We start from the raw sequence: 20,698 nt of genomic DNA, 5'->3' as shown, positions 1-20,698 counted from the left end.
GTTCAGCCTTCCAGGTCTGTGAGGTGGTCGACATAATGCAAACCCTTCGCCGCCAGGCGCGGTCGCATCTCATAAATATCCAGGCCAAGCTCGCCGGCGGCCAGGCGCTGGCGTTTGCGTTCTTCCAGGTCGGCGCGCTGGGTGGCGGCATCGAGTACCGCCTGGGCTTCGCCATGGCGCACCACCACGACACCGTCGTCATCGGCCACCACGATGTCACCGGCCTTTACCAGCTGCCCGGCACACAGCAGTGGCAGGTTCACCGAGCCCAGCACTTCCTTCACGGTGCCCTGGGCGTTGATGGCGCGGGACCACACGGCAAAGCCCATGTCGCGCAGTGTCTGGCTGTCGCGCACGCCCGCATCGATCACCAGGCCGCGCACGCCGCGGGCCTGGAGCGAGGTCGCCAGCAGGTCGCCGAAATAGCCATCGCTGCACGGCGAACTGGGCGCCACCACCAGCACGTCGCCCGGGCGGCACTGCTCCACGGCAACATGGAACATCCAGTTGTCGCCAGGGGCCACCAGCACGGTTACCGCGCTGCCGGCCACGGTCACACCCTGCTGGATGGGGCGCACGGCAGTGTTGAGCAGCCCCTTGCGACCTTGGGCCTCATGCACCGTGGCGACACCCAGCCGGCCCAGGGCATCAATCATGTGTGGCTCAACGCGCGGGATATTACGCACCACGATGCCGGTCTTGCCGATCAGCCCGCTCATGCCAGGTTCTCCGTCACACGCGGGAACACGCTCTGCAGGCCTTCGGCGTAGACGATGTTGCGTGCACTGGCGATGCCCACGTTGCGCTTGGCCTGCACGCCGCGCTGCAGGGCCACGCGGGTGTAGTACTCCCAGAGGTGTTCCTGGCCGGCCATGCACTGGATGGCGGCATACTTTTTGTCCCACACCGAGGTGATGTCCAGGAAGGTGTCCGGGCGCCATTCACACTGTTCGGGCTGGTGCGGCTCAAAGGCGTACACCGGCGGTGCGCCCACGATCTTCTCGCCCGGCTTGTAGCCTTCAGCCTGCGCGATAATGCGGGCTTCCTGGGCCAGGTGCATGGCCAGCGGGTGGTCGTAGTTGTAGGGGTCTTTAAGGGAGTGGCTGAGCACGAACTCCGGTTGGACCCGGCGATACACATCGGCCAGGCGGAACAGGGTGTCCTTGTCGGCGCGCATCGGGTAGTCGCCGATGTCAAAGAACTCCACGCTGGCACCGAGGATTTCGGCCGCCGCCATGGCCTCTTCACGGCGGGCGTCCTTGACCTTGGCTTCGGTCATTTCACCCTTGCGCCACAGCTTGGCAGACTCACCACGCTCACCGAAAGACAGGCAAACCACGTGCATGGCATAGCCTTGCTCGGCGTGCAGCGCAATGGCGCCACCGGCACGCCAGACAAAGTCGGCCGAATGTGCGCTGACCACCAGGGCGGATTTTTGTGGGGTATTCATTGCTTGTTGGCTCCTGCAGTGGGGGTTGGCGCAGGATGTCATTGGCCTGTGCAGGGCACTAATGCATTCATTTGCAACGGCTATGCGTTTTATTTATTGCCGGGCAAGCGGGGTAGAGGCATAGTCGCCGCAGTCACGAGCCGAGCGCCGGGGAACCTTCATGATCGACGTCGAACTGCCCAACCTGATGCAAGTACGCGCGTTCATCCGGGTAGCCGAGCTGGGCAGCGTGTCGCGGGCGACGGAGGTGTTGTTCCGTGCTCAGTCCGTGGTCACCCGCGCCATTGCCGAGTTGGAGGCGCGCTTTGCCGTGCCCCTGTTCGAGCGCCATGCCAATGGCATGCGCCTGACCGACTACGGCGAGTGCCTGCTGCCGCGTGCACAGCGGGTGTTGGCGGAACTGGACGGCGTGCCGAGTTTGCTGGGCACCGCGCAGGGCGAGCCCCTCTACCTGTTTCAGGCGCGGCGCCTGCAGGTGTTCGTGAAACTGTGTGAAACACGGCACATGCAAACCGTGGCGCGGCACTTCGGCCTTAGCCAGCCGGCCGTCAGTGCTGCTTTGAAGGTGCTCGAAGGCGGGTGCGGGCAGCCCTTGTTCGTGCGTACGTCGCGCGGCCTGCAGCCCACTGTGGCCAGCCGGGACATTCTGTTCCCCATACGCCGGGCGCTGAACGAGTTGCGCCTGTTGGACAGTGACCTCAGCGCGATGCAAGGCACCCTGCGTGGGGTGGTGCACGTGGGCGCGTTACCATTGGGCCGCTCGCGCATTCTGCCGGATGCCATTTTACGCTTCACTGCCCAGCATCCCCAGGTTCGGGTGGTGACCAACGAAAGCCCGTTCGACCTGCTGGCAACCGAGCTGCGGGTAGGGGATGTGGATTTTGTGCTGGGCGCCTTGCGGCCTTACGACTATGCCAGCGACCTGGTGGGCGAGCCGCTCATCAACGAGGAAATGGTGCTGCTGGCGCGTCGGGGGCACCCGCTGTTGCACACCCACCTGACGCTCCAGGGCGTGCACCAGGCGCGCTGGGTGTTGCCGCGGGCCGGCTCGCCTGCGCGCCAGCTGCTGGACAACTGCTTTGCCGCCGCCGGCCTGGCAGCGCCGTGGCCGGTGGTGGAAAGCGCTGATCTGGCGGTTATCCGTGGCCTGTTGGTGCGTTCGGACATGCTGGCGGCGGTGTCTGCGCACCAGCTGGCCTACGAGATTGCCAGCGGCGAACTGCAACGCCTGCCGCTGGCCCTGCCCGGTACCGCCCGCGCCATCGGCCTGATTCAGCGCAGCGGCTGCCTGCAATCGCCGGCGGCGGTTGCGCTAATGGCTTGTATCCGCCAGGTCATCACTGAGCAGGCGTAAGCCCAGGAGGGTGCCTTGTAGCAGGCTCAGCGGGCTGCATCGGTCAGTTGGGCGCTTTGCCGGCCACCGAGTAGCGAACCTGCTGGTTACGGGTTTTCATGAAGTCTTCGATGCTCTGCCCGCGCATGGCGGCGTAAATATCCAGGTTGGACACACCCAGCACGGCGCCCAGCTTCTCCAGCACGAAGAAGATCACCCCGTAGTGGATCAGCCCACGCCAGTCGCGGCGGCGCAGCAAGTCGCTTTCTTCTTCGCTAAGGCCTGCCTCGCTGTACAGCGCTTCGGGCTCGCTGAGGAAGCGCTGGCGCCAGTGCGGCTCGATCATGCGATGCAAGAACTTGTTCAGGCGGTAGCCTTTGGCACTGCGCTCCAGGGTGTAGGGATAGGTGCCTTCAAGCTGCTGCGCCCCAGCCAGCTGATGCTGCATGTGCTGGCGGTGGCGTTCGTTGACCGGCGCCGGCAGCGCCTGGTCGCGGTTTTCCAGCAGCAGGGTGGCGATGCCGGTCATCGACGGCAGGTAGTAGCTTTGGTGCTTGCGCTCAACATTGGCAGACAACGCGCCGCGCATGATCAGCCAGGTGATCACCTCGGCGCCTTCCATGCCCCCGAGCGTGGCGTACTCGGCCAGCGTCATCTCGGTAAGGCGCTGCGGGTCATTTACCAGCAGGTCAAGGAACTGCGCGTCCCACTCCGGGTTGTTGAAGCCGCAACGCTCGCCATGCACCTGGTGCGACACCCCGCCGGTGGCGACGATCGCCACCTTGAGGTCCTCGGGGTAGCTCTCGATGGCGCGGCGCAGCGCCTGGCCCAGTTTGTAGCAGCGCCGCGCCGTGGGTATCGGCAGTTGGAGTACGCCGACCTGCAGCGGCACGATCTGTACGGGCCAGCTTTCATCACAGGGCAGTAGCGCCGACATGGGCGAGAAGAAGCCGTGGTCCAGCGGCTTGTCGCGGAAAAAGCTCATGTCGAACTCATCAGCCATCAGGCTCTGGCCGATGTGCCGTGATAGCGCCGCATGGCCGCCTACTGGCGGCAGGTCCCGTGGGTTGCCCCCTTCATCGGCCACGCCGTATTGCTCGTCTACACCCAGAGTGAAGGCACTGTAATGATCAAAGAAGAACGAGGTGACGTGGTCGTTGAAGATGTAGAAGAGTACGTCCGGCTGGCGCTGCTGCAACCACGTGCGAATCGGCTCGAAGCTTTCGAAGATCGGCGCCCAGGCGGCTTCTTCCTGTTTGTCGTGGTCGACTGCGAAGCCGATGGTTGGGGTATGGGAGACGGCCAGGCCACCAATGATACGAGCCATGTGAAGGTCCTCTTTTACAGGTTACGGCGCGGTTACTGCGGGTGTCGCGCGCAGCCGGGCGTGGCCGTTGGCCAGGATCGCCAGGGCGGCGGCGAATGCCGGCAGGCCGAGGAGGGTGAACAGCAGCGGCAGGCCCAGCCCCAGGCTGAGCACGGCACCACCGATGAGGGAGCCGAAAATGGCCCCGAAGCGCCCGATACCGAGCATCCAGCTTACACCTGTGGCGCGGAACTCGGTCGGGTAGTAGCCAGGGGCGAAGGCGTTAAGGCCGGTCTGCGCGCCGCTCATGCAGAACCCGGCAGCCGCCACGCCCACCACCAGCAGGCTCGACTCCAGGCTCAGGGCGCCCAGTGAGACGATGCAAAGGCCGCCCAAGGCGTAGGCGATGGCGATGACGCGGTTGGGGTTGTGTCGGTCCATGATCCAGCCGACCACGATTGCACCCACTGCACCGCCGATCTGGAACAGGCCGGTGATGGTGGCGGCGCGCTCGATGGACAGCCCGCCATCACGCAGCAGGGTCGGCAACCAGCCCATGGTCAGGTAGATCACCAGCAGGCCCATGAAGTAGGTCAGCCACAGGGCCAGGGTGCCAAACCGGTAGCGCTCGCTGAACAGCTGCCGGGCCGGCGCCTTGTGCTGCGTGGTTGGCTCACTGACGGTAAAGCGGGTGCCGGCAGCGAAGCGGCCGCCGAGTTTGGCCAAGGCTGCCGCAATCTGGCTGGCCGGTGCCTGGCGTGCAGCAAGGAAGCGGGCGGACTCTGGCAGCAGCCACCACAGCAAGGGCAGCAAGGCCAGTGGCAGCAGGCCGCCGGCCAGCAGTACCGATTTCCAGCCGTGATGAGGGATCAGCCAGGCGGACAAAAAACCGCCCAGGCCCGAGCCCATGTTGAAGCCGGTGAACATGATGGTGATCATCAGCGAGCGGTTGCGTGTGGGCAGGTATTCGGCGAGCAGGGTAGTGCAGTTGGGCATGGCCGCACCCAGGGCAATGCCGGTCAGCAGCCGCAGCACGGCCAGCTCATACGGGTTGCGGGCGAAGGCGCAGGCCAGGCTCAACAGGCTGAAACCGCTGACCGCAACCAGCAGCACTTTCTTGCGGCCCAACCGGTCGGCGTACGGGCCGGCGGTCAGTGCGCCGATGGCAAGGCCGACCATGCCGGCACTCATCACCGGGCCAAAGGCGGCGCGTGACAGGCCCCAGTCCTGCATCAGCGAAGGCGCGATAAACCCCATGACGGCGACGTCGAAGCCATCGAACAGCACGATCAGGAAGCACAGCGACAGGAGCAGCCACTGGTAGGCAGCAAGGGGGCGGTTATCGATCCAGTCTTTGACATCGATAGGGGCATCGACAGGCGGCTTGGGCATGCGTGGTCACCTTTGTTCTTGTATTGGTGTGAATTGCGCCGGGTTGCGGTAGGGCTTCCAGAGCGCTACGGCCCAGCAGCAATCACCCCGCCGGACTACGGCGTGAGGGCGACTCTAATCCCATGGCCCAGCCAGCGCCTGCGGGATTTCTTTAATGAGATATCTAATTTTTTTATCGCGGGCGTCGTAGCGTTAAGGCGTACGTTAGCTTTATTGTCTGCATCTTTAGCCGCGTCCTAGCCTGTAAAGGTCTGGACAGGTTGGAAGTGAACTGGCGCGTAGCGGTGGCCTGGCAGTTGGCAGTACTCTTGAAAAACACACCACTTCTGCATGGTCCGAACAGATGACTCAACCACCGGATGGGCTGCCGATTTACCGAGTGCTGACTGGCCCCGATGACGCTTCCTTTTGCCATAGGGTCAGTGATGCCTTGAAGCTGGGGTATCAACTTCATGGCTCGCCTGCACTCACGTTCAATGGCAAAAATGTGATCGTGGCGCAGGCTGTTATCTGGCCTGAGGCACGGAATGGGGCCGGCGACTAACCACTCAGGGCCCGTTTCAACACGTCGTAGATTCTGGCATCACCCGATTGAGCAACGTTAAAGCGGAGAAAGTCACCCGCAGTCATGGACTGGCTAAAAGCATTTCCGGGCGCCAGCACTACCCCGTCATTCAGACAGGTTCTGGCCAGGGTTGCTGCATCCTTGCCTTGAGGCAGTTGGCACCAGACGTACAGGCCTGCCTTGGGAATTATCCAGGGTTTGATCCCAATGGCCTGAAGCCTCGCTACTGTCTTGTCCATTGCCTCGGCCAACCGAAGGCGCACACTCTCCATGTGTTTTCGGTAGCCGCTATCGGTAATAGCGTGATGGATGATGTCCGCGGCCAACCGTCCTCCTCCGAATGTAGTCGCAATCTTGAGGTCGACCAGGCTCTCGATCCATTCACCACGCGCAGCAATGTAGCCGCATCGAACCGAAGCGGAGATGGTCTTGGAAAAGCTGCCTATCTGGATGACACGAGAGAGGCCATCGAAGGCAGACAGCCGTGGCGCGGGATTGGTCTCGAAATCCCCGAAGATGTCGTCCTCGACAATCACGAGGCTAGAGGTATCGGCCAGTTTTAGCAGCCTGTGCGCGGTGACCGGCGACAGGGTGGCTCCGCTGGGGTTGTGGATGCCGGAATTTGTTATGTACAGCCGGGGCGCGTGCGCGAGCAGGGCGGCGCCGAACGCATCGATGTCCGGGCCCGTGGCTGTGTAGGGGACGCCAACAATCTTCACCCTGTGCGCTTTCAATAATGCGTGAAAGTTGAAATAGCAGGGGTCGTCCACCAGCACAGTGTCGCCCGGTTCCAGCAGAAAACGGCACACCAGGTCAATGGCGTGAGTGCCGGACTCCGTGAGCATGATCTGTTCCGGAGGGGCTTCGATCCCGGCGGCTGCCAGTCGTCGCGACAAGAATTGCCTGAGGGGCGGATGCCCAAGGGGGGAAGCGTACTCAGTCAACTTTGCAGTATCAGAGCGGGCAACCGTTCGAAGGGCTTTTCGCATGCCAGCTTCGTACATCCAGGAGGGAGGTAGCCACCCGCACCCTGGCTTCAATGCATCGCTGGAGGTTTCAAGGGCCTGGCGCGAGATCCACAGCGGGTCTACCTCCCGATCAAGCTTGGGGCCAAGGTCGGTCAGTGCCAATGGCGCCACTGGCCCGGCTACGTAAAAGCCTGAACCAGGGCGGGAGCTGAGTACACCCTGTGCCATCAATCGCTCATAGGCTTCAAGCACGGTGGATACCGATACCTGCATGGTCTGGGCCATGGCGCGGACCGAGGGGATTCTCGCACCTGGCATGTAGGTGCGAGCGGCGATCCTGGACTGGATCTGACCCATGACAGTTTGAATACGCGTGCCGTTACGTTTCATCGCACCCTCAACTGTGCTGGATTAACATGCATAACAGTTCGGTTTAACTGTATTGGATTGTACGTGGCCCTGGTGAGCCTGTCAGTGATGTACTCAACCCTCGTTTATCGAGGGGTTACCGATGGAAAAATCAACAAGCGGGTGGATCAACGGCTTTATAGGCGTTGCAATCTTTGCGGGCTCGTTGCCGGCAACCCGTGTGGCAGTGGGGGCCTTCGAACCCACGTTTCTGACCTGTGCCAGGGCAACCATTGCCGCCCTGTTGGGGGCGCTTTTTCTGCTCGTGCTTCGGCAGCCGAGACCTGAACGTGCAGATTTGTCGTCATTGGCTATAACAGCGCTCGGCGTTGTTATCGGTTTCCCGCTACTGACTGCACTGGCGCTGCAGCACGTCACCTCTGCTCATTCCATTGTTTTTGTCGGGCTCCTGCCGCTCTGCACGGCAGGGTTTGCCGTTTTACGGGGCGGTGAGCGACCTCGGCCAGGTTTCTGGTTGTTCTCGATCGCAGGTGCCGGGCTGGTCGTTGGCTACGCGTTGATGAATGGGGGAGAGGCGTCGGCGGTGGGCGATCTGCTGATGATGGCGGCGGTGGTTGTGTGTGGGTTGGGTTATGCGGAAGGGGCGCGGCTGTCGAGAACACTGGGGGGGTGGCAGGTGATCAGTTGGGCATTGATTGTGGCATTGCCATTCATGCTGCTGCTGACAATCGCCAATTTCCCAGCGCTAGATGCCTTCGCCAAGGTAAGCGCCCCAGCATGGTTCAGCTTCGGCTACGTTTCATTGTTCAGCATGCTGATCGGCTTTGTGTTCTGGTACCGAGGGCTCGTCCAGGGTGGCATTGCGGCAGTGGGCCAACTGCAACTCTTCCAGCCGTTCATGGGGCTTGGCCTGGCTGCATTGCTGCTGCATGAACACGTCAGCTGGATGATGCTTGTGGTGACGCTCGGCGCTGTCGTCTGTGTTGCCGGGGCCAAGAAATACGCCCGGTAGATGAAGCGTCTTCGTAATACCTCTGTACAAAGACCGTGAGCATACCGTTTGATGCCAAGCTTGTGCCGGGTGTAGCCACAGTCTGCGCTCAGGCGCAGGGCATCGCGTTGGGCGCCGGTGCACAGGCCCAGGTGGTAGTAGTCGCTGTGGCCTTTGGCATCGCGGTCGTCGGCATGCGCTTGCCGAATGTGTGATCTAAGCCGCTCAGTCTTCGTCAAGCATGCGACCCCTTACCTACCTCTGAAGGGGATTGAGCCAGGGCCTTTCATGCAAACGCTGTTGAACGAGATTCTTGAAGAAGTACGCCACTTGACCGGCAAGGGCAAAGTGGCTGATTACATCCCTGCGCTGGCCGACGTACCGGCGCAGCAGTTGGGCATCGCGGTCTATAGCAACGATGGCAGCCATTACTGCGCAGGCGACGCAAGGGTGCCTTTTTCGGTCCAGAGTATTTCCAAGGTGTTCAGCCTGGTCCAGGCAATAGGCCACTCAGGTGAAGCCATTTGGGAGCGGCTTGGCCATGAGCCTTCAGGCCAGCCGTTCAACTCGCTGGTGCAGCTGGAGTTCGAGCGCGGGCGCCCGCGCAACCCGTTTATCAATGCGGGGGCGTTGGTGATCTGCGATATCAACCAGTCACGCTTCGCAGCACCCACGTTGTCGATGCGTGATTTTGTTCGACGGCTTTCGGGCAACCCTCACATTTCAATCGATGCCCGTGTCGCCGATTCGGAATATCAGTTCCGTGCCCGCAACGCTGCCATGGCTTACCTGATGCAGTCTTTTGGTAACTTCCATAACGAGGTCGAGCCGGTGCTGCGCAGTTACTTCAGTTACTGCGCGCTGCAAATGAACTGCCTGGACCTGGCCCGGGCATTCTGCTTCCTGGCCAACGACGGGTTCTGCAAGCACAGCGAAGAGCAAATCCTCACCCGGCGCCAGGCCCAGCAGGTGAACTCGATCATGGCCACCAGCGGGCTGTATGACGAAGCCGGTAATTTCGCCTATCGAGTGGGGTTGCCAGGCAAGAGTGGCGTGGGTGGCGGCATTGTGGCAATCGTGCCGGGGCAATTTACCGTATGCGTTTGGTCCCCCGGGTTGAATGCTGCGGGCAACTCCCTCGCGGGCATGGCGGCGCTGGAGTTGCTGAGTTCACGGATCGGGTGGTCGGTGTTTTGATTCGTGGGCGGGGCCTGCGGTAGGCGCTGAGTCGCCCTCACGGCGCTGGGTCTGGGTATCGCCATCTTCGGTCCTGAGGTTATTTATTATGACCGGTTCTCGGGCCTTACCCTGAGGCAACACATACAATTGAACCCTGGGCTCATTTCAATTGCTGGCGGATTGATGATTGCTTGGGGCGGGAAACAGCGTAATGAAGGCATTGTTCATCGTGAAGATTTTCTATTGTCCCATTACAAGTTTGTAGCGGGTAATGGGCGGGATGTCAGCAATCAGGTGAACGTTCGGCACTTGGGAGGTGATGATTTTAGCGTCTCCGTAGCCTTGTAGTCTGGCCGCGCACGTTCGGGCATTAACATTACGATTTTCGCGCCCGGTATAAGGACTATCGAGAGAGTGCTCCATTTTCTTCTGCAGGTTTGCTAGGCTGATATCTTTAGTCTCGCGCTGAAACAACGCAAATGGAAGTGCCATGACGATTGTTCATTCTGTAACAGCAAGTGATTGGCGAGCTTACAGGGAGTTACGTCTCAGGGCCCTGCGTGAGTCGCAGGATGCCTTCGCAAGTACCTATGAGCACGAGTCAACCAGGGGAGAGGGCGAGTGGGAGGCCCGCGTCTCAGCCATGGCTTCGTCCAGCAGTGCCCAAGCGTTCTTTGCGTCGCAGCACAATGAGGTTTGCGGCTTGGTGTGGTGCAAGTCCTCGGGCAGTGAAGTGGACGTGGTCGAACTTTTCCAGATGTGGGTAGCGCCTGATGTGCGCGGCTCTGGAGTAGGGCGGGCCTTGCTTGAGCGTGCTGTGACCTGGGCTATTGGTCAGGGGGCGCAACGTGTACGCTTGGGTGTGACACTCGCCGATAGCCCGGCGATGCGCTTGTACAAGGCAAGCGGTTTCCAGCCTGTTGGCATAGCGGAGCCTTTGCGCGAGGGTTCAGCGTTGATGTCGCAATCGATGGAGCTGAATATGGGCACGTATCGAGACAGAGAAGGCCATGATCAATAGTCATACCCAACCCCCGGGATCTCTGCTACCCGGATCGGCCCCTTCGCGGATAAACCCGCTCCCACAGGGACCGCGCTGACTGCTGGATTTTGTCCGGGCAGTTGCTCTTGCAGGGGTTTCAAGATCTCCAAGTCATGTGCAGTACCTGTTGAGCAACGTCTTCTCGCGGAAGCTGGCCTTGCCGGCTGAGTCTTCAGGACGTTGCGCTAGCGCTCTAGAAAATTTATTCCGTTCCCGGTGCGCTCCGGGACTCAATATCGATTGCCGCTGGCCATTGGACCTTGGGTGCGAGGTATCGCAAGGGGTTCAGGCCGTTGCCTTTTTTTTGCCCTTGAACAGGGCGTACAGCGTCTGGAAGCGCGTCGTAGCCGTCCTGCATATACAACCGCGCCAGTGCCCAATACTGTTTGCCTTGTTCTATGTTGTCACACAGAAACAAGCGATCAATGACTTCTTGGGTGCCTGGTTTACAAACGGATAGCATCACATTTTCAATGAGGCCCCCGTTTCCCATGGGTGCGTATACTCTGTAAACCTCCGCAGTGAGGTCGGCCCAATCATAAGCCACAGGTTTCACGCCCCAGCCCTTGCTGCCGAACGGATTCAGGCGATCAAACCTGTACTGGTAGAAATACACTTTTTGGCGCGCTCTATTGAAACGAATTGGTTCGTCGCGGGGGAGTCTCAGGTCCATACGAACGAGTGGAAAAAATGCCCAGGTTGAAAGAAGTACAATCGCGGCGCCGATGACCGTAATGTCAAGTCTTGATTGGGGGTAATGAAACAAAGAGTCCAAGATGTCGGGGGCGATACATACCATTGCGTAAGTTAAAAATATCAAACCCCCGAGAAGGGCTATTCCTCGAGCGCTGGTCGACGATCGAGGGAGCTCGATAAAAATACGTCCAGTTACGTTGGTCTTCAGAACGGATGAAAGAAACACCTCGCGCTGCGTGGGTGGGGCATCATGCGCAGGAAGATCATACCTCCAGCCAATTCCTCGATTAGGTAACATATTATTTTATTTGTTAATCGTTTAGTGTGGTAGTAAATATTTTGGCGTATATTTCAGGTGTGTTGCGGTTGGGCCAGAATGTCAACGATAGCGTGATTCCAAGGATGGTGGGGTTGCCTATGTACGAAGCCAGTTCGAATCCCCCAAAACACTGCTTAATACTTATGTTTCCTTCGGTTGTGGAAATAACCTGGTCGGTTTCATTCTGCTCGATGCTACTGGTATCGTAATCTGAGTGCTTAGGTGAGTTGTATTGCTGATTCGACGCGCCAAGAATTTCCTTCTTGATGTCTAAAGGAAGACTGGACGCGCTACCGATAACCACCTCGCCTTTGCCATGACCGGAGAATAGGTCGTCATCATGGCGGTGAATTTTCAACTCCCAGTAAAAGCCTGAGGTTTCTTTGTTGAAATAAGGGATATTGATCGAGAATCGCACGCGCTGTGTGACAGTTAGGTTGAGTGTGTTTCTAACTTTGGCGTTAGGTATAACCTCCAAAAGGTTAGTCTCGAATTTAACGTCTGCGGTGATGCCTAGTATCGCAGTGTTTAGCTCGGCTGAAGCCAAGTCTGAATACTCGGGAGCGTTCCAGTGGACAGCGGGTACCTCGTTAGCCTTGCCGAAGTAACACCGTCTTGCCCACCGATCCAGCGGCGACGACTCGTTCTCCTCTGCCCACCTGGTTAATGCATATGCACCCAGGCCTGATATCACGGCTACACTTAGGGCACCCACGATTAGTGGCTTGAAAGCTGCAATGACGGCGGCAATTATCCCGATGCCAAATAGAGTGCCTGCGTATTGATAGATCCTCGAGGCGCTTATGTCTCCTGCTGCAGCAGTGCGCTTACTAGCACTCTTCGTTTGTAGCGCGTCGAAAACACCAGCTCCTGCAGTGATAATCGCGCCGACTCTAGCTACCACGCGTCCGATACTTAGTAGGTTTGTCGCTTTATGTTCAGCAGCTAAGGACAACGTTCGTATGCGCCTAATCTCTGATGCTCCAGAGACCATAGCCAACCCCAGCGCCTCAATGCTACCGCCCAAGATGCCCACTCTTACACCTGCCAAGGCCATCATGGCTTCCCTGGCTTTGGGCCCGACTTCAGATTCGGCTTTCGCTTGGTTCTTACTCAAACTGTCACTTTGCAAATAAAGACCTCCCATTGCCAGCAGTAGCTCCCAACTACTTGCCACGCCCCGCAACCCTCTGAAGCCGGTCTGCAGCAATTGCGCCGCTTGCTGCGAGGTGATCTTCATCCCTTGCAGCACCTTTCGCGCCTGAGTTTCCAGCGTCCCCGCGGCTACCGAGACATCCACCAAGGTACGCTGCGCTAAGCTGCTGGCTTGGGTCACCTTCATATGGGCTTCCTCAAATAATCGACCATGCACTTCCGCAGCTGTGCCCTCGACCCACACCGACACACTGATCGTGGTGTTGGTGAAACGCGGGTCGAGCACTGCAAGGCTCATCAAACCGTGCTGGATAATCGGCCGGACCTTGTGCCAGGCTTTCCACGAATGGACGTCAATCTCATCGATATTGCCGTGCATCCGGTCCCTGGCATCGGCAATCGAGGCATTGGCCTTGTGTTGCAACTCCCGTAAGTGAGCACTCTGCAAGGCGTAGTACTCGCCCAGCTTCATCTTCACTTCCAGTTCGATCAGGTGCAAGCCGTTGTAGAGAAACTGGGTTGCACTGTTCAGGTGCCGGACGGCGTTCTGAATACCGGGCGACATGCAGGGTGCCAGCCGCTGGCTGGCAGCGTTGAGCGCACCCTGTGTTTCAGCAATGGCCTGCTTGAGGGTATTGCGTATACGCAAGCCGGCATCGTCGCTGGCGATGACCTTGCTCAACATCGAGTAGAGCTTGTCGCTGTCGTTCCAGTTGATGCCTTCGGCGGCTGTGAAGCTGGGAAGCAGGCCAGATAGCAGTGAGCGGTCCCGCATAAACAGCGCGCGATAGGGCGGGCTGTCGGGGTCCTGTAACCATTTCAGCCAGAGAGTTTCGGTGGTGCCAGCTACGGGAGCTGTACCGGGCACCACGGCTTCGGTGATGCCACCACCCAGGCACAGCGCCATGGTCTTGGCATACGCTACGCCAGACTCACGATGATCGCCGTCGTAATCGTACTGCTCGGCCACCTTGAACATGGGCGTGTCGAACAGCGCGGCGTAAGCACGGGCGTCCTTGTCGATGTAGCGCTGGAACTCGGCTTCCTGCTGGTCATACTCGGCCTGGAACGCCGCTCGCTTCGGTTCGTGGTAGCGCTCTTCGAGACGCTCGTCACTTTCCAGCTGGGCTCGTTCTACCAATCGTTGACGCTCCACTGCCGGGTCGACGAACACCGGCGGCCCATCGCCGGTCATGGGTTCCAGCGACGGTACCTTCTGCGCTGCCCACTCTCGCTGCGTGGCACGAATGACCTGCAGGATCTGCGAGGTCTGCAGCTGGTAGGCACGCATGGGGTCCTCACGCCAGACCTGGCGCTTCACCACCCAGGTCAACCGCTGATGGTTGAATTCCTGAATCAGGCCAACGGTATCGTCGAGCACCACTGCCAGCACGCCGTTCTCCAGCGTGTGCCGGTTCATCGCGTTGACCAGGTATCCCTTCAAGGCAAACCTGCGCAGCTTGCGAGTGTGAAAGCCATGCGCACTGTCAAACGGCGAGCACCCATGCTGGGCGTACTCGAACACATCCTTGTCGACCTGCAGGTTATCCGGCGTCATTGCAATGCCCAGTAATTCTGGGTTGTTACGCGCCTGGGTCAGGTCAATCCCCTCGAAGCGATGTGCAGGTGCCTGGCCCTTCTTGTAGGCATTCAGCACGCTGACCGGCCAGGCATCGCTGGAGAAGGCCAGCCAGGCTGTGCCATACCGGTCGGTATCGATGTTCAGGAAGGATGAAGGAATGTCGTGGTTTTCATTCACGCACTTTTCGGGCAGCGATGCGGGCAGGCCCTCTGACGGTTCGTAGGGGTTGAAGCGGCGCAGATGGCCCTGTTCGCTGACTTCGTAGGCATGCCAGACCTGCTGGTCGAGCAGTACATACAGGTAACCCATGCGCAAAGTACGCAGGCCCATCTTCCCCGAGATATGTTGGCTACCTGCCACAGTCGTGATGCACTCCTGTCGGGTATCCGGTACCAGGGCGCGGCGCAGCGGCAGGATCGGCAGGCCCTGGCGTTCGCAAGACATGCACTGGTCATGCGGCAGCCCGGCTTCGGCTGCCGCAATGGCGATACGTTGGCTGATTGTCAAAAACGACCTCGCATTGAAAGGACCGTGATGGTCCCTGAACACTAACGAGGAATCGCTTGCCGGAGGTTTATGGGCGTCTTAAAACCGTGTAGGAAACGTCTCTAAATCAACCATTGGACATTTTTTCCACTGACGGGCTCTCGAGTCAGGCGCAGGCGTGTAGGGGGGGGCGCGCCCGCAAACACCGCAAAGCCGGTGCCTGCACGGCGTCACCTGCTTCGCGGGACAAGCCCGCTCCCACAACTCAGGTGCATGCAGCTTCGCCGGCTGATCAGATTGAACGTTTCAGCTCCCAGCACCGTCGGTACTTCCATGTCTTGCGCAAAAGAGGTTGTCCATGAAGTATCGTGCACTCGGTAACACCGGCCTGTTGGTCTCAGAATTGGTGGTTGGCACTGTCCCCTTCGGCGGGCGTGGCGCGTTCGAAAAAACGGGTAGCGTGGATGTCGACCAGGCGCGGCGTATGTTCGACATGGCCTTCGATGCCGGGGTTAACCTGGTGGATACCGCCGACCTGTACTCCCACGGCCTGGCAGAAGAAATCGTTGGCACTGCGCTGGGGCAGCGACGCCATTCCATCATCCTCGCCACCAAGGCCCGCAGCCCGATGGGCGACAACCCCAACGACAGCGGGGCGTCGCGTTATCACCTGATTCGCGCCTGCGAGGCCAGCCTCAAGCGGCTTGGTACCGACCATATCGACCTGTACCAGATCCACAACTGGGACGGTGTCACGCCGGTCGAGGAAACCTTGGCGGCCTTGGACCACCTGGTGCAAAGCGGCAAGATCCGTTACTTCGGCACCTCCAACTACACCGCCTGGCAAATGATGAAAACCCTCGGCTGCGCCCGCCTCAACGGCTGGCAGCAGCCGGTGTCCCAGCAGATCTATTACACCCCTGAGGCCCGCGAGGCAGAGTACGAGTTGCTGCCGATGGCCATCGACCAGGGTTTCGCGACGCTGGTGTGGGGGCCGCTGGGGGAGGGTTTGCTGACCGGCAAGGTGCGGCGCGGGCAGCCGACCCCAGAGGGTACCCGCCAGGGTAATGATTGGCCGGAACCTTACGTGCACGACCGCGAGCGGGCCTACGACATCATCGAGGCACTGATTGAAATCGCCCAGCGCCACGCGTGCTCACCGGCACGGGTGTGCTTGGCCTGGCTCAAAGACCGGCCTGGGATAACCAGCGTCATCACCGCAGGGCGTACCTTCGAGCAGTTGCACGACAACCTGCAGGCGGTGGAGCTGGTGCTCACGGCAGACGACCTGGAGCAGCTCGAGCAAGTAACGCGCATTGCACCGCAGTATCCGTACTGGCACCGCATTGCGGCAGGCATGGACCGCATCGATCCGGCGGAGGCGCCGTTCATCGAACTGCACCGCAAGACGATGAAGCTGCAGCAGCCATGATCGGCGTATGACGCGGCGGTGCGCTGAAGCGCCTGCTGCGTCAGCATCGAGGCATTATGAATTAATTCCTGCCCGGTTGGTCAGGTAATGAGCCCCTTATCTGCTTTTGAGGTTCTCATGCACGCGTACACAGTTCGCTATCTGATCAACGGCCAATCGGCCACTCATACCTTCGAACTTAAGCAGCCCAAGCTCGCCCTGCACGAAGCGGCGCTTCACCTGATGGTGCTGCACTTTGGTGATGGCGAGAACAGCTTGGTCATGCCGCCCGCCGACGCCACCCCTCAGCAGGTTCTCGCGCAGGCCCAGGTACTGGGTTTATCGCAAATCCACCTGGCTTGACGGATACCGGTGCAACACGCCTGCAACCTGGCCAGCAAAAGCCGCGAGCCCGGCCTTTTGCACCACCGGTCGAACACAAGGCACTCTCGCCAGCCGATTGCTCTCTGAACAACAGGCGCACCCTTGCTGCGCTGCAACCAGGAGAACGCCCATGGCAATCGACCACAATGGCCCCGACTCGCCGTACCCGGGGCCACCGCAAAACACCCCTGACGCAGGCGCGGGCCATGGCTCGGGCCTTGAACAGGCTGAGTCCGAGCCTAAGCAAGGCGTCGGTGAGGCTTGGTCCGAGAATCGCCCCGTAGACTGGGACCCACCTCCCGGCAATCCCGGTTCAGACCAGGACGGGCAGCTTGACCGGGACAACGGCACCGCAAGAACCAACGATGAGCAGGCTGGTGCAGGTGACGCAGAGGTGCCATTACCCGCAGATGATGACGGCCCGATTGAAGAGGAAATGAAAGACGTGGAGGCCAATAACTCGGTGTCTGCCGAGCATCCTCAACCGCGTTGATGGCGTTTGCATTTCAGGGCCGATGCCAACTCAGTGCGGCGTCCTGGGTCTGCCAGCCTGGCTTCATCGGCCGCTTTTCCATCAGGTATGGCACCGGCTGCGCCGGTGTTCGCGAGGCAAGCCCGCTCCCACAGACAGGGTGCACAGCCCAGGATTTACGCGGTCCCTGTAGGGGCGGCCTTGTGCCGCGATGGGCTGCCCAGCAGCCCCAAATGGCGCATCAACGCCGCCGCAACACAGTGGCGAGCCCAACGGTCAGCAGCACGGCACAAGCCATGGCCAGCCCGATGGTAACGCCAACGCCCCACGTTTCGAGCAGCCCCGCCAATACAAGATAAAATGCGATCACCCCAACCGCCCCGATCGCATTGCCCCGCACCATTGCTACCATCCCGGGGCGCCCCCCTTGCACATGGGCGAACACCACCAGCGGCCAGGCAATCACCGGTATCGGCGCGAGCATCCCGCTGGTCGCCGGGCCCAGCCAGCTGGCCAGGCTGGTGGTGATCATCAGCAGGGATGTGGCAGACACCATGCGTAGCGGGATTTCCCAGTACCGGTGCCTGGGGCGGGCCAAGGTATCTGGTTCTGGTTCACGGCCGCTGGCGCGTATCAGCACGCCGATCAGCACCAGTGCCACGGCAATCGACAGGTTAAGGTTGCCCCAGTGGGTAAACGCATAGGCGGCCATACCATAGAAAAGCAACGCCAGCAGGGCTGCCAAGGCAACGCCGAGCCTGCGCGTGGCCAACAGATAGAAGGTGTAGGTGGCCTGCACTGCCGCCAGGCCGCCCAGTGCACCGGTTATTGCACCCAAGGCGAAGGCATTGCCCTGTTCCAGGCACAGGAAAGTCATCACCAGTGCCGAGGTGATCGGCAGGCCGGATAGCAAGCCCCCCAGCAAACCGCCCCAGCGCCGCGAGGCGAGGGAGATGGCCCACATCAGCAGGGGCGTGACGATAAGTTTCAGGTAGAGCAGGGTCATTGCGGGTGTATCCAGGCTAAATGAAGGTGCGCCCGCCGTCGGCATTGGGTGGGGCGCGGATGCATCACCCGCGGCTGGCCTCCAGGGCCTGGGCCAGGTCGGCGATGATGTCGTCGCTGTGCTCTATGCCAATCGACAGGCGCACCATGTCGCGCGGCACGCCGGCTTTTTCCAGCTCCTCGTCGTTGAGCTGGCGGTGAGTGGTGGAGGCGGGGTGGCAAGCCAGTGACTTGGCGTCGCCGATGTTCACCAGGCGCACTACCAACTGCAGCGCATCGATGAAGCGCGCCCCGGCAACCTGGCCGCCCTTGATGCCAAACGACAGGATCGACGCTGGCTTGCCGCCCGTGTAGCGCTGTGCCAGTTCATGCTCGGGATGGTCGGGCAGCCCGGCGTACTTCACCCAGGCCACCTGTTCGTGGGCTTGCAGGTAATGGGCAACTTTCAGCGCGTTTTCAGTGTGGCGCTCCATGCGCAGGGCCAGAGTTTCCAGGCCTTGCAGGATCAGGAAGGCGTTGAACGGTGACAGCGCGGCGCCCGTGTTGCGCAGCGGCACCACACGGCATCGGCCAATGAAGGCGGCGGGGCCGAAAGCTTCGGTGTAGGTAACACCGTGGTAGGACGGGTCGGGGGTGTTGAGCAGGGCGAAACGCTCCTTGTTGTCGGCCCAGGGGAACGTGCCGGCGTCGATGACGATACCGCCGATGCTGGTACCGTGGCCGCCGATGTACTTGGTCAGCGAGTGCACGACGATGTCCGCGCCATGCTCGAACGGTCGGCACAGCACCGGGGTGGCCACGGTGTTGTCGACGATCAGTGGTACACCGTGGCGGTGGGCGGCCTCGGCCAGTGCGGCGATGTCGACGATATTGCCGGCGGGGTTGCCGATAGACTCGCAGAACACCGCCTTGGTGCGCGCGTCGATCAACGCTTCGAGGGCGGCGACGTCGTCATGAGCGGCGAAGCGGGTCTGGATGCCCATGCGCGGCAGGGTGTGGGCCAGCAGGTTATAGGTGCCGCCGTACAGCTTGGCCACCGAGACAATGTTGTCGCCGGCCTCGGCGACGGTCTGGATGGCGTAGGTGATGGCCGCCATGCCCGAGGCCACCGCCAGCGCGCCCACCCCGCCTTCGAGGGCGGCCATGCGCTGCTCGAGCACATCGTTGGTAGGGTTCATGATGCGCGAGTAGATGTTGCCTGCCACTTTCAGGTCGAACAGGTCCGCGCCGTGCTGGGTGTCGTCGAAGGCGAAGGAGGTGGTCTGGTAGATCGGTACGGCCACGGCCTTGGTGGTCGGGTCGGGGCTGAAGCCCGCGTGGAGGGCGAGTGTTTCCAGCTTCATGCAATCGTTCCTTGAGCGTGGGGTGGAAGCGTTCGAGCATGCGGCGGTGGAAGGGCGTGGGTCAAGGACGCTTTAGAGCGTCAGTCACTCCACCCGACTGTAAAGATATGCAAAGTTTCCCTGTGCCATCACCCTGCAGTTCTAGAATCCGCTCGCTGCCAGACTGCTACTGGCAGGCAGCAGATCTAACCCTGTGGAGCGTTCCAATGAAGTCGAAACATCTTTTCCGTGCAGCCCTGGTTGCAGTCCTGGTATCCAGCCTGTCGGGTTGCTGGATGTTCATGCCGCCAGGTGGTGGCGGGGGGCACGGTGGTGGTCATGGTGGCGGTGGGGGTGGCTTCGGCGGTCATCAGGGGGGTGGCCCTCGCTGAGCTGATCTCGCGATGGAACGCATTGCCTCGGCCGGGCTGCAACCGCTACCCGGCGCGAGCGCACTCACCACGCTATCCGCTCGCCATCCCACCCCCAAAAACTGCCACTCTCCGATGGCCCAAGCCGCCCCACCTGCTCCATCACGCACTGTGCCGCAAACGCCGGTTCAAACAGCTTCCCCTCCGGCACATTCCCTTGAAACGGCCGCGACAGCCCGGTATCGGTAGTGCCCGGATGCAGCGCCAGCACCGTGGCGTTCGGGTTCAGGCGTTTCAGTTCGATGCTTGCCGTGTGCAGCAGCTGGTTCAGCGCCGCTTTGCTCGCGCGATAGCTGTACCAGCCGCCCAGTCGGTTGTCACCGATCGAGCCTACCCTGGCCGACAGCGCCGCAAAGGTGGCGGGCTGGTTGCGCAGCAGCGGCAACAGATGCTTGAGCAGCAGGATCGGTGCGAATGCGTTGGTGGCGAAGCTGGCCTGCAGGCTGGAGAGGTCCAGTTGGGCCAGCGATTTCTCGGCTTTGCTGCCCTCCTGGTGGAGGATACCGAGTGTGCTGATAACCAGGTGAAGGTGTGGGCAGGCATGGCCCACCTCGGATGCAAGCGCAGCCAGCGCCAGCTCGTCGCGAGCATCGCAATTGAGCAGTACCAAGCGTTCGCCATGTGCCTGGGCAAGTGCAAGCAGTCCCTCAGCGGTGCGGGCGTGCCGCGACACAGCGCAGACGCGGCTTACATCATCGCGGGCCAGCATCGCCTTACACAATGCCAGGCCGATACCTCGGCTTGCACCGCATATCAGCACGCGAGCATTGTCAGATAATCCGGGGATCAGGCTCATGGGGTGCGCCTCGTCTTTCGAATGAATCTAGCCCACCGGCATGG

20 protein-coding genes are annotated in these 20,698 nt (G+C 60.7%); 9 read left to right on the top strand and 11 right to left on the bottom strand.

Annotation, left to right across the window (positions count from 1 at the left end; all coding sequences use genetic code 11):
• Positions 1-2: 2 nt before the first annotated feature.
• On the bottom strand, positions 3-719 hold the full coding sequence (locus LU684_RS15530; RefSeq protein WP_016487727.1) for a 4-carboxy-4-hydroxy-2-oxoadipate aldolase/oxaloacetate decarboxylase: 717 nt from the start codon (positions 717-719) through the stop codon (positions 3-5).
• Positions 716-1,492 (bottom strand): 4-oxalmesaconate hydratase, encoded by a 777-nt coding sequence (gene galB / locus LU684_RS15525; protein ID WP_134792813.1) that lies wholly within the window; start codon positions 1,490-1,492, stop codon positions 716-718. The genes LU684_RS15530 and galB overlap by 4 nt, the downstream gene beginning before the upstream one ends.
• A gap of 118 nt (positions 1,493-1,610) precedes the next feature.
• Between galB and LU684_RS15520 the strand changes: the two genes are divergently transcribed.
• Entirely contained in the window at positions 1,611-2,804 is a 1,194-nt protein-coding gene (locus tag LU684_RS15520; RefSeq protein ID WP_060517240.1) for a LysR family transcriptional regulator, read from the top strand.
• A 43-nt stretch (positions 2,805-2,847) separates the two neighbouring features.
• Here LU684_RS15520 and LU684_RS15515 read toward each other — a convergent pair whose 3' ends face one another.
• Both LU684_RS15515 and LU684_RS15510 read right to left on the bottom strand, forming a co-directional pair.
• On the bottom strand, positions 2,848-4,110 hold the full coding sequence (locus LU684_RS15515) for a gallate dioxygenase (RefSeq protein ID WP_016487724.1): 1,263 nt from the start codon (positions 4,108-4,110) through the stop codon (positions 2,848-2,850).
• 21 nt (positions 4,111-4,131) lie between these two features.
• The gene (locus tag LU684_RS15510; protein WP_232894808.1) at positions 4,132-5,481 is read right to left on the bottom strand and encodes an MFS transporter; all 1,350 of its coding nucleotides are present in this window, start codon (positions 5,479-5,481) and stop codon (positions 4,132-4,134) included.
• A gap of 343 nt (positions 5,482-5,824) precedes the next feature.
• Here LU684_RS15510 and LU684_RS15505 point away from each other — a divergent pair, with 343 nt between their 5' ends.
• Complete coding sequence (locus LU684_RS15505) at positions 5,825-6,025, top strand: DUF1737 domain-containing protein (RefSeq protein WP_016487722.1); 201 nt, start codon at positions 5,825-5,827, stop codon at positions 6,023-6,025.
• On the opposite strand, the gene LU684_RS15500 is transcribed toward LU684_RS15505, so the two are convergent.
• A complete protein-coding gene (locus LU684_RS15500; protein ID WP_232894807.1) occupies positions 6,022-7,404 on the bottom strand; it encodes an aminotransferase-like domain-containing protein in 1,383 nt (460 codons plus the stop codon). The genes LU684_RS15505 and LU684_RS15500 overlap by 4 nt on opposite strands.
• 121 nt (positions 7,405-7,525) lie before the next feature.
• Between LU684_RS15500 and LU684_RS15495 the strand changes: the two genes are divergently transcribed.
• The 3 genes from LU684_RS15495 (at position 7,526) to glsB (ending at position 9,571) form a co-directional block, all read left to right on the top strand.
• A complete protein-coding gene (locus LU684_RS15495; protein WP_016487720.1) occupies positions 7,526-8,395 on the top strand; it encodes a DMT family transporter in 870 nt (289 codons plus the stop codon).
• Positions 8,396-8,430: 35 nt separating this feature from the next.
• Positions 8,431-8,589 carry a hypothetical protein gene (locus LU684_RS15490; RefSeq protein WP_156343153.1) on the top strand — a complete coding sequence of 53 codons (159 nt, stop codon included), beginning with the start codon at positions 8,431-8,433 and terminating at the stop codon, positions 8,587-8,589.
• Between the two features lie 73 nt (positions 8,590-8,662).
• Positions 8,663-9,571 (top strand): glutaminase B, encoded by a 909-nt coding sequence (gene glsB / locus LU684_RS15485; protein ID WP_232894806.1) that lies wholly within the window; start codon positions 8,663-8,665, stop codon positions 9,569-9,571.
• A 222-nt stretch (positions 9,572-9,793) separates the two neighbouring features.
• Here glsB and LU684_RS15480 read toward each other — a convergent pair whose 3' ends face one another.
• The gene (locus LU684_RS15480) at positions 9,794-10,045 is read right to left on the bottom strand and encodes a hypothetical protein (RefSeq protein WP_232894805.1); all 252 of its coding nucleotides are present in this window, start codon (positions 10,043-10,045) and stop codon (positions 9,794-9,796) included.
• Between LU684_RS15480 and LU684_RS15475 the strand changes: the two genes are divergently transcribed.
• Positions 10,044-10,574 carry a GNAT family N-acetyltransferase gene (locus LU684_RS15475; protein WP_232894804.1) on the top strand — a complete coding sequence of 177 codons (531 nt, stop codon included), beginning with the start codon at positions 10,044-10,046 and terminating at the stop codon, positions 10,572-10,574. The genes LU684_RS15480 and LU684_RS15475 overlap by 2 nt on opposite strands.
• A 223-nt stretch (positions 10,575-10,797) precedes the next feature.
• Here LU684_RS15475 and LU684_RS15470 read toward each other — a convergent pair whose 3' ends face one another.
• Positions 10,798-11,517 (bottom strand): DUF6708 domain-containing protein, encoded by a 720-nt coding sequence (locus LU684_RS15470; protein WP_232894803.1) that lies wholly within the window; start codon positions 11,515-11,517, stop codon positions 10,798-10,800.
• An 85-nt stretch (positions 11,518-11,602) separates the two neighbouring features.
• Complete coding sequence (locus LU684_RS15465; RefSeq protein WP_232894802.1) at positions 11,603-14,854, bottom strand: T6SS effector BTH_I2691 family protein; 3,252 nt, start codon at positions 14,852-14,854, stop codon at positions 11,603-11,605.
• Positions 14,855-15,191: 337 nt separating this feature from the next.
• Here LU684_RS15465 and LU684_RS15460 point away from each other — a divergent pair, with 337 nt between their 5' ends.
• From LU684_RS15460 to LU684_RS15450, 3 genes are all read left to right on the top strand, one after another.
• Positions 15,192-16,265, top strand: a complete 1,074-nt coding sequence (locus LU684_RS15460; RefSeq protein WP_023048180.1) for an aldo/keto reductase — start codon at positions 15,192-15,194, stop codon at positions 16,263-16,265.
• Between the two features lie 117 nt (positions 16,266-16,382).
• On the top strand, positions 16,383-16,607 hold the full coding sequence (locus LU684_RS15455) for a hypothetical protein (RefSeq protein WP_016487712.1): 225 nt from the start codon (positions 16,383-16,385) through the stop codon (positions 16,605-16,607).
• 151 nt (positions 16,608-16,758) lie between these two features.
• Positions 16,759-17,121 (top strand): hypothetical protein, encoded by a 363-nt coding sequence (locus LU684_RS15450; RefSeq protein WP_096426242.1) that lies wholly within the window; start codon positions 16,759-16,761, stop codon positions 17,119-17,121.
• A gap of 220 nt (positions 17,122-17,341) precedes the next feature.
• On the opposite strand, the gene LU684_RS15445 is transcribed toward LU684_RS15450, so the two are convergent.
• From LU684_RS15445 to LU684_RS15435, 3 genes are all read right to left on the bottom strand, one after another.
• The gene (locus tag LU684_RS15445) at positions 17,342-18,106 is read right to left on the bottom strand and encodes a hypothetical protein (RefSeq protein WP_096426241.1); all 765 of its coding nucleotides are present in this window, start codon (positions 18,104-18,106) and stop codon (positions 17,342-17,344) included.
• A 64-nt stretch (positions 18,107-18,170) separates the two neighbouring features.
• Positions 18,171-19,448: a bifunctional O-acetylhomoserine aminocarboxypropyltransferase/cysteine synthase gene (locus LU684_RS15440; protein WP_023048182.1), complete on the bottom strand. Its 1,278-nt coding sequence runs from the start codon at positions 19,446-19,448 to the stop codon at positions 18,171-18,173.
• 435 nt (positions 19,449-19,883) lie between these two features.
• Complete coding sequence (locus LU684_RS15435) at positions 19,884-20,654, bottom strand: SDR family NAD(P)-dependent oxidoreductase (protein ID WP_024717913.1); 771 nt, start codon at positions 20,652-20,654, stop codon at positions 19,884-19,886.
• Positions 20,655-20,698: the final 44 nt, after the last annotated feature.

The sequence above is a fragment of the Pseudomonas sp. NMI542_15 genome, from assembly GCF_021283425.1.
GTDB lineage: Bacteria > Pseudomonadota > Gammaproteobacteria > Pseudomonadales > Pseudomonadaceae > Aquipseudomonas > Aquipseudomonas fortuita.
This window is presented reverse-complemented; position numbering and strand designations above follow the sequence as displayed.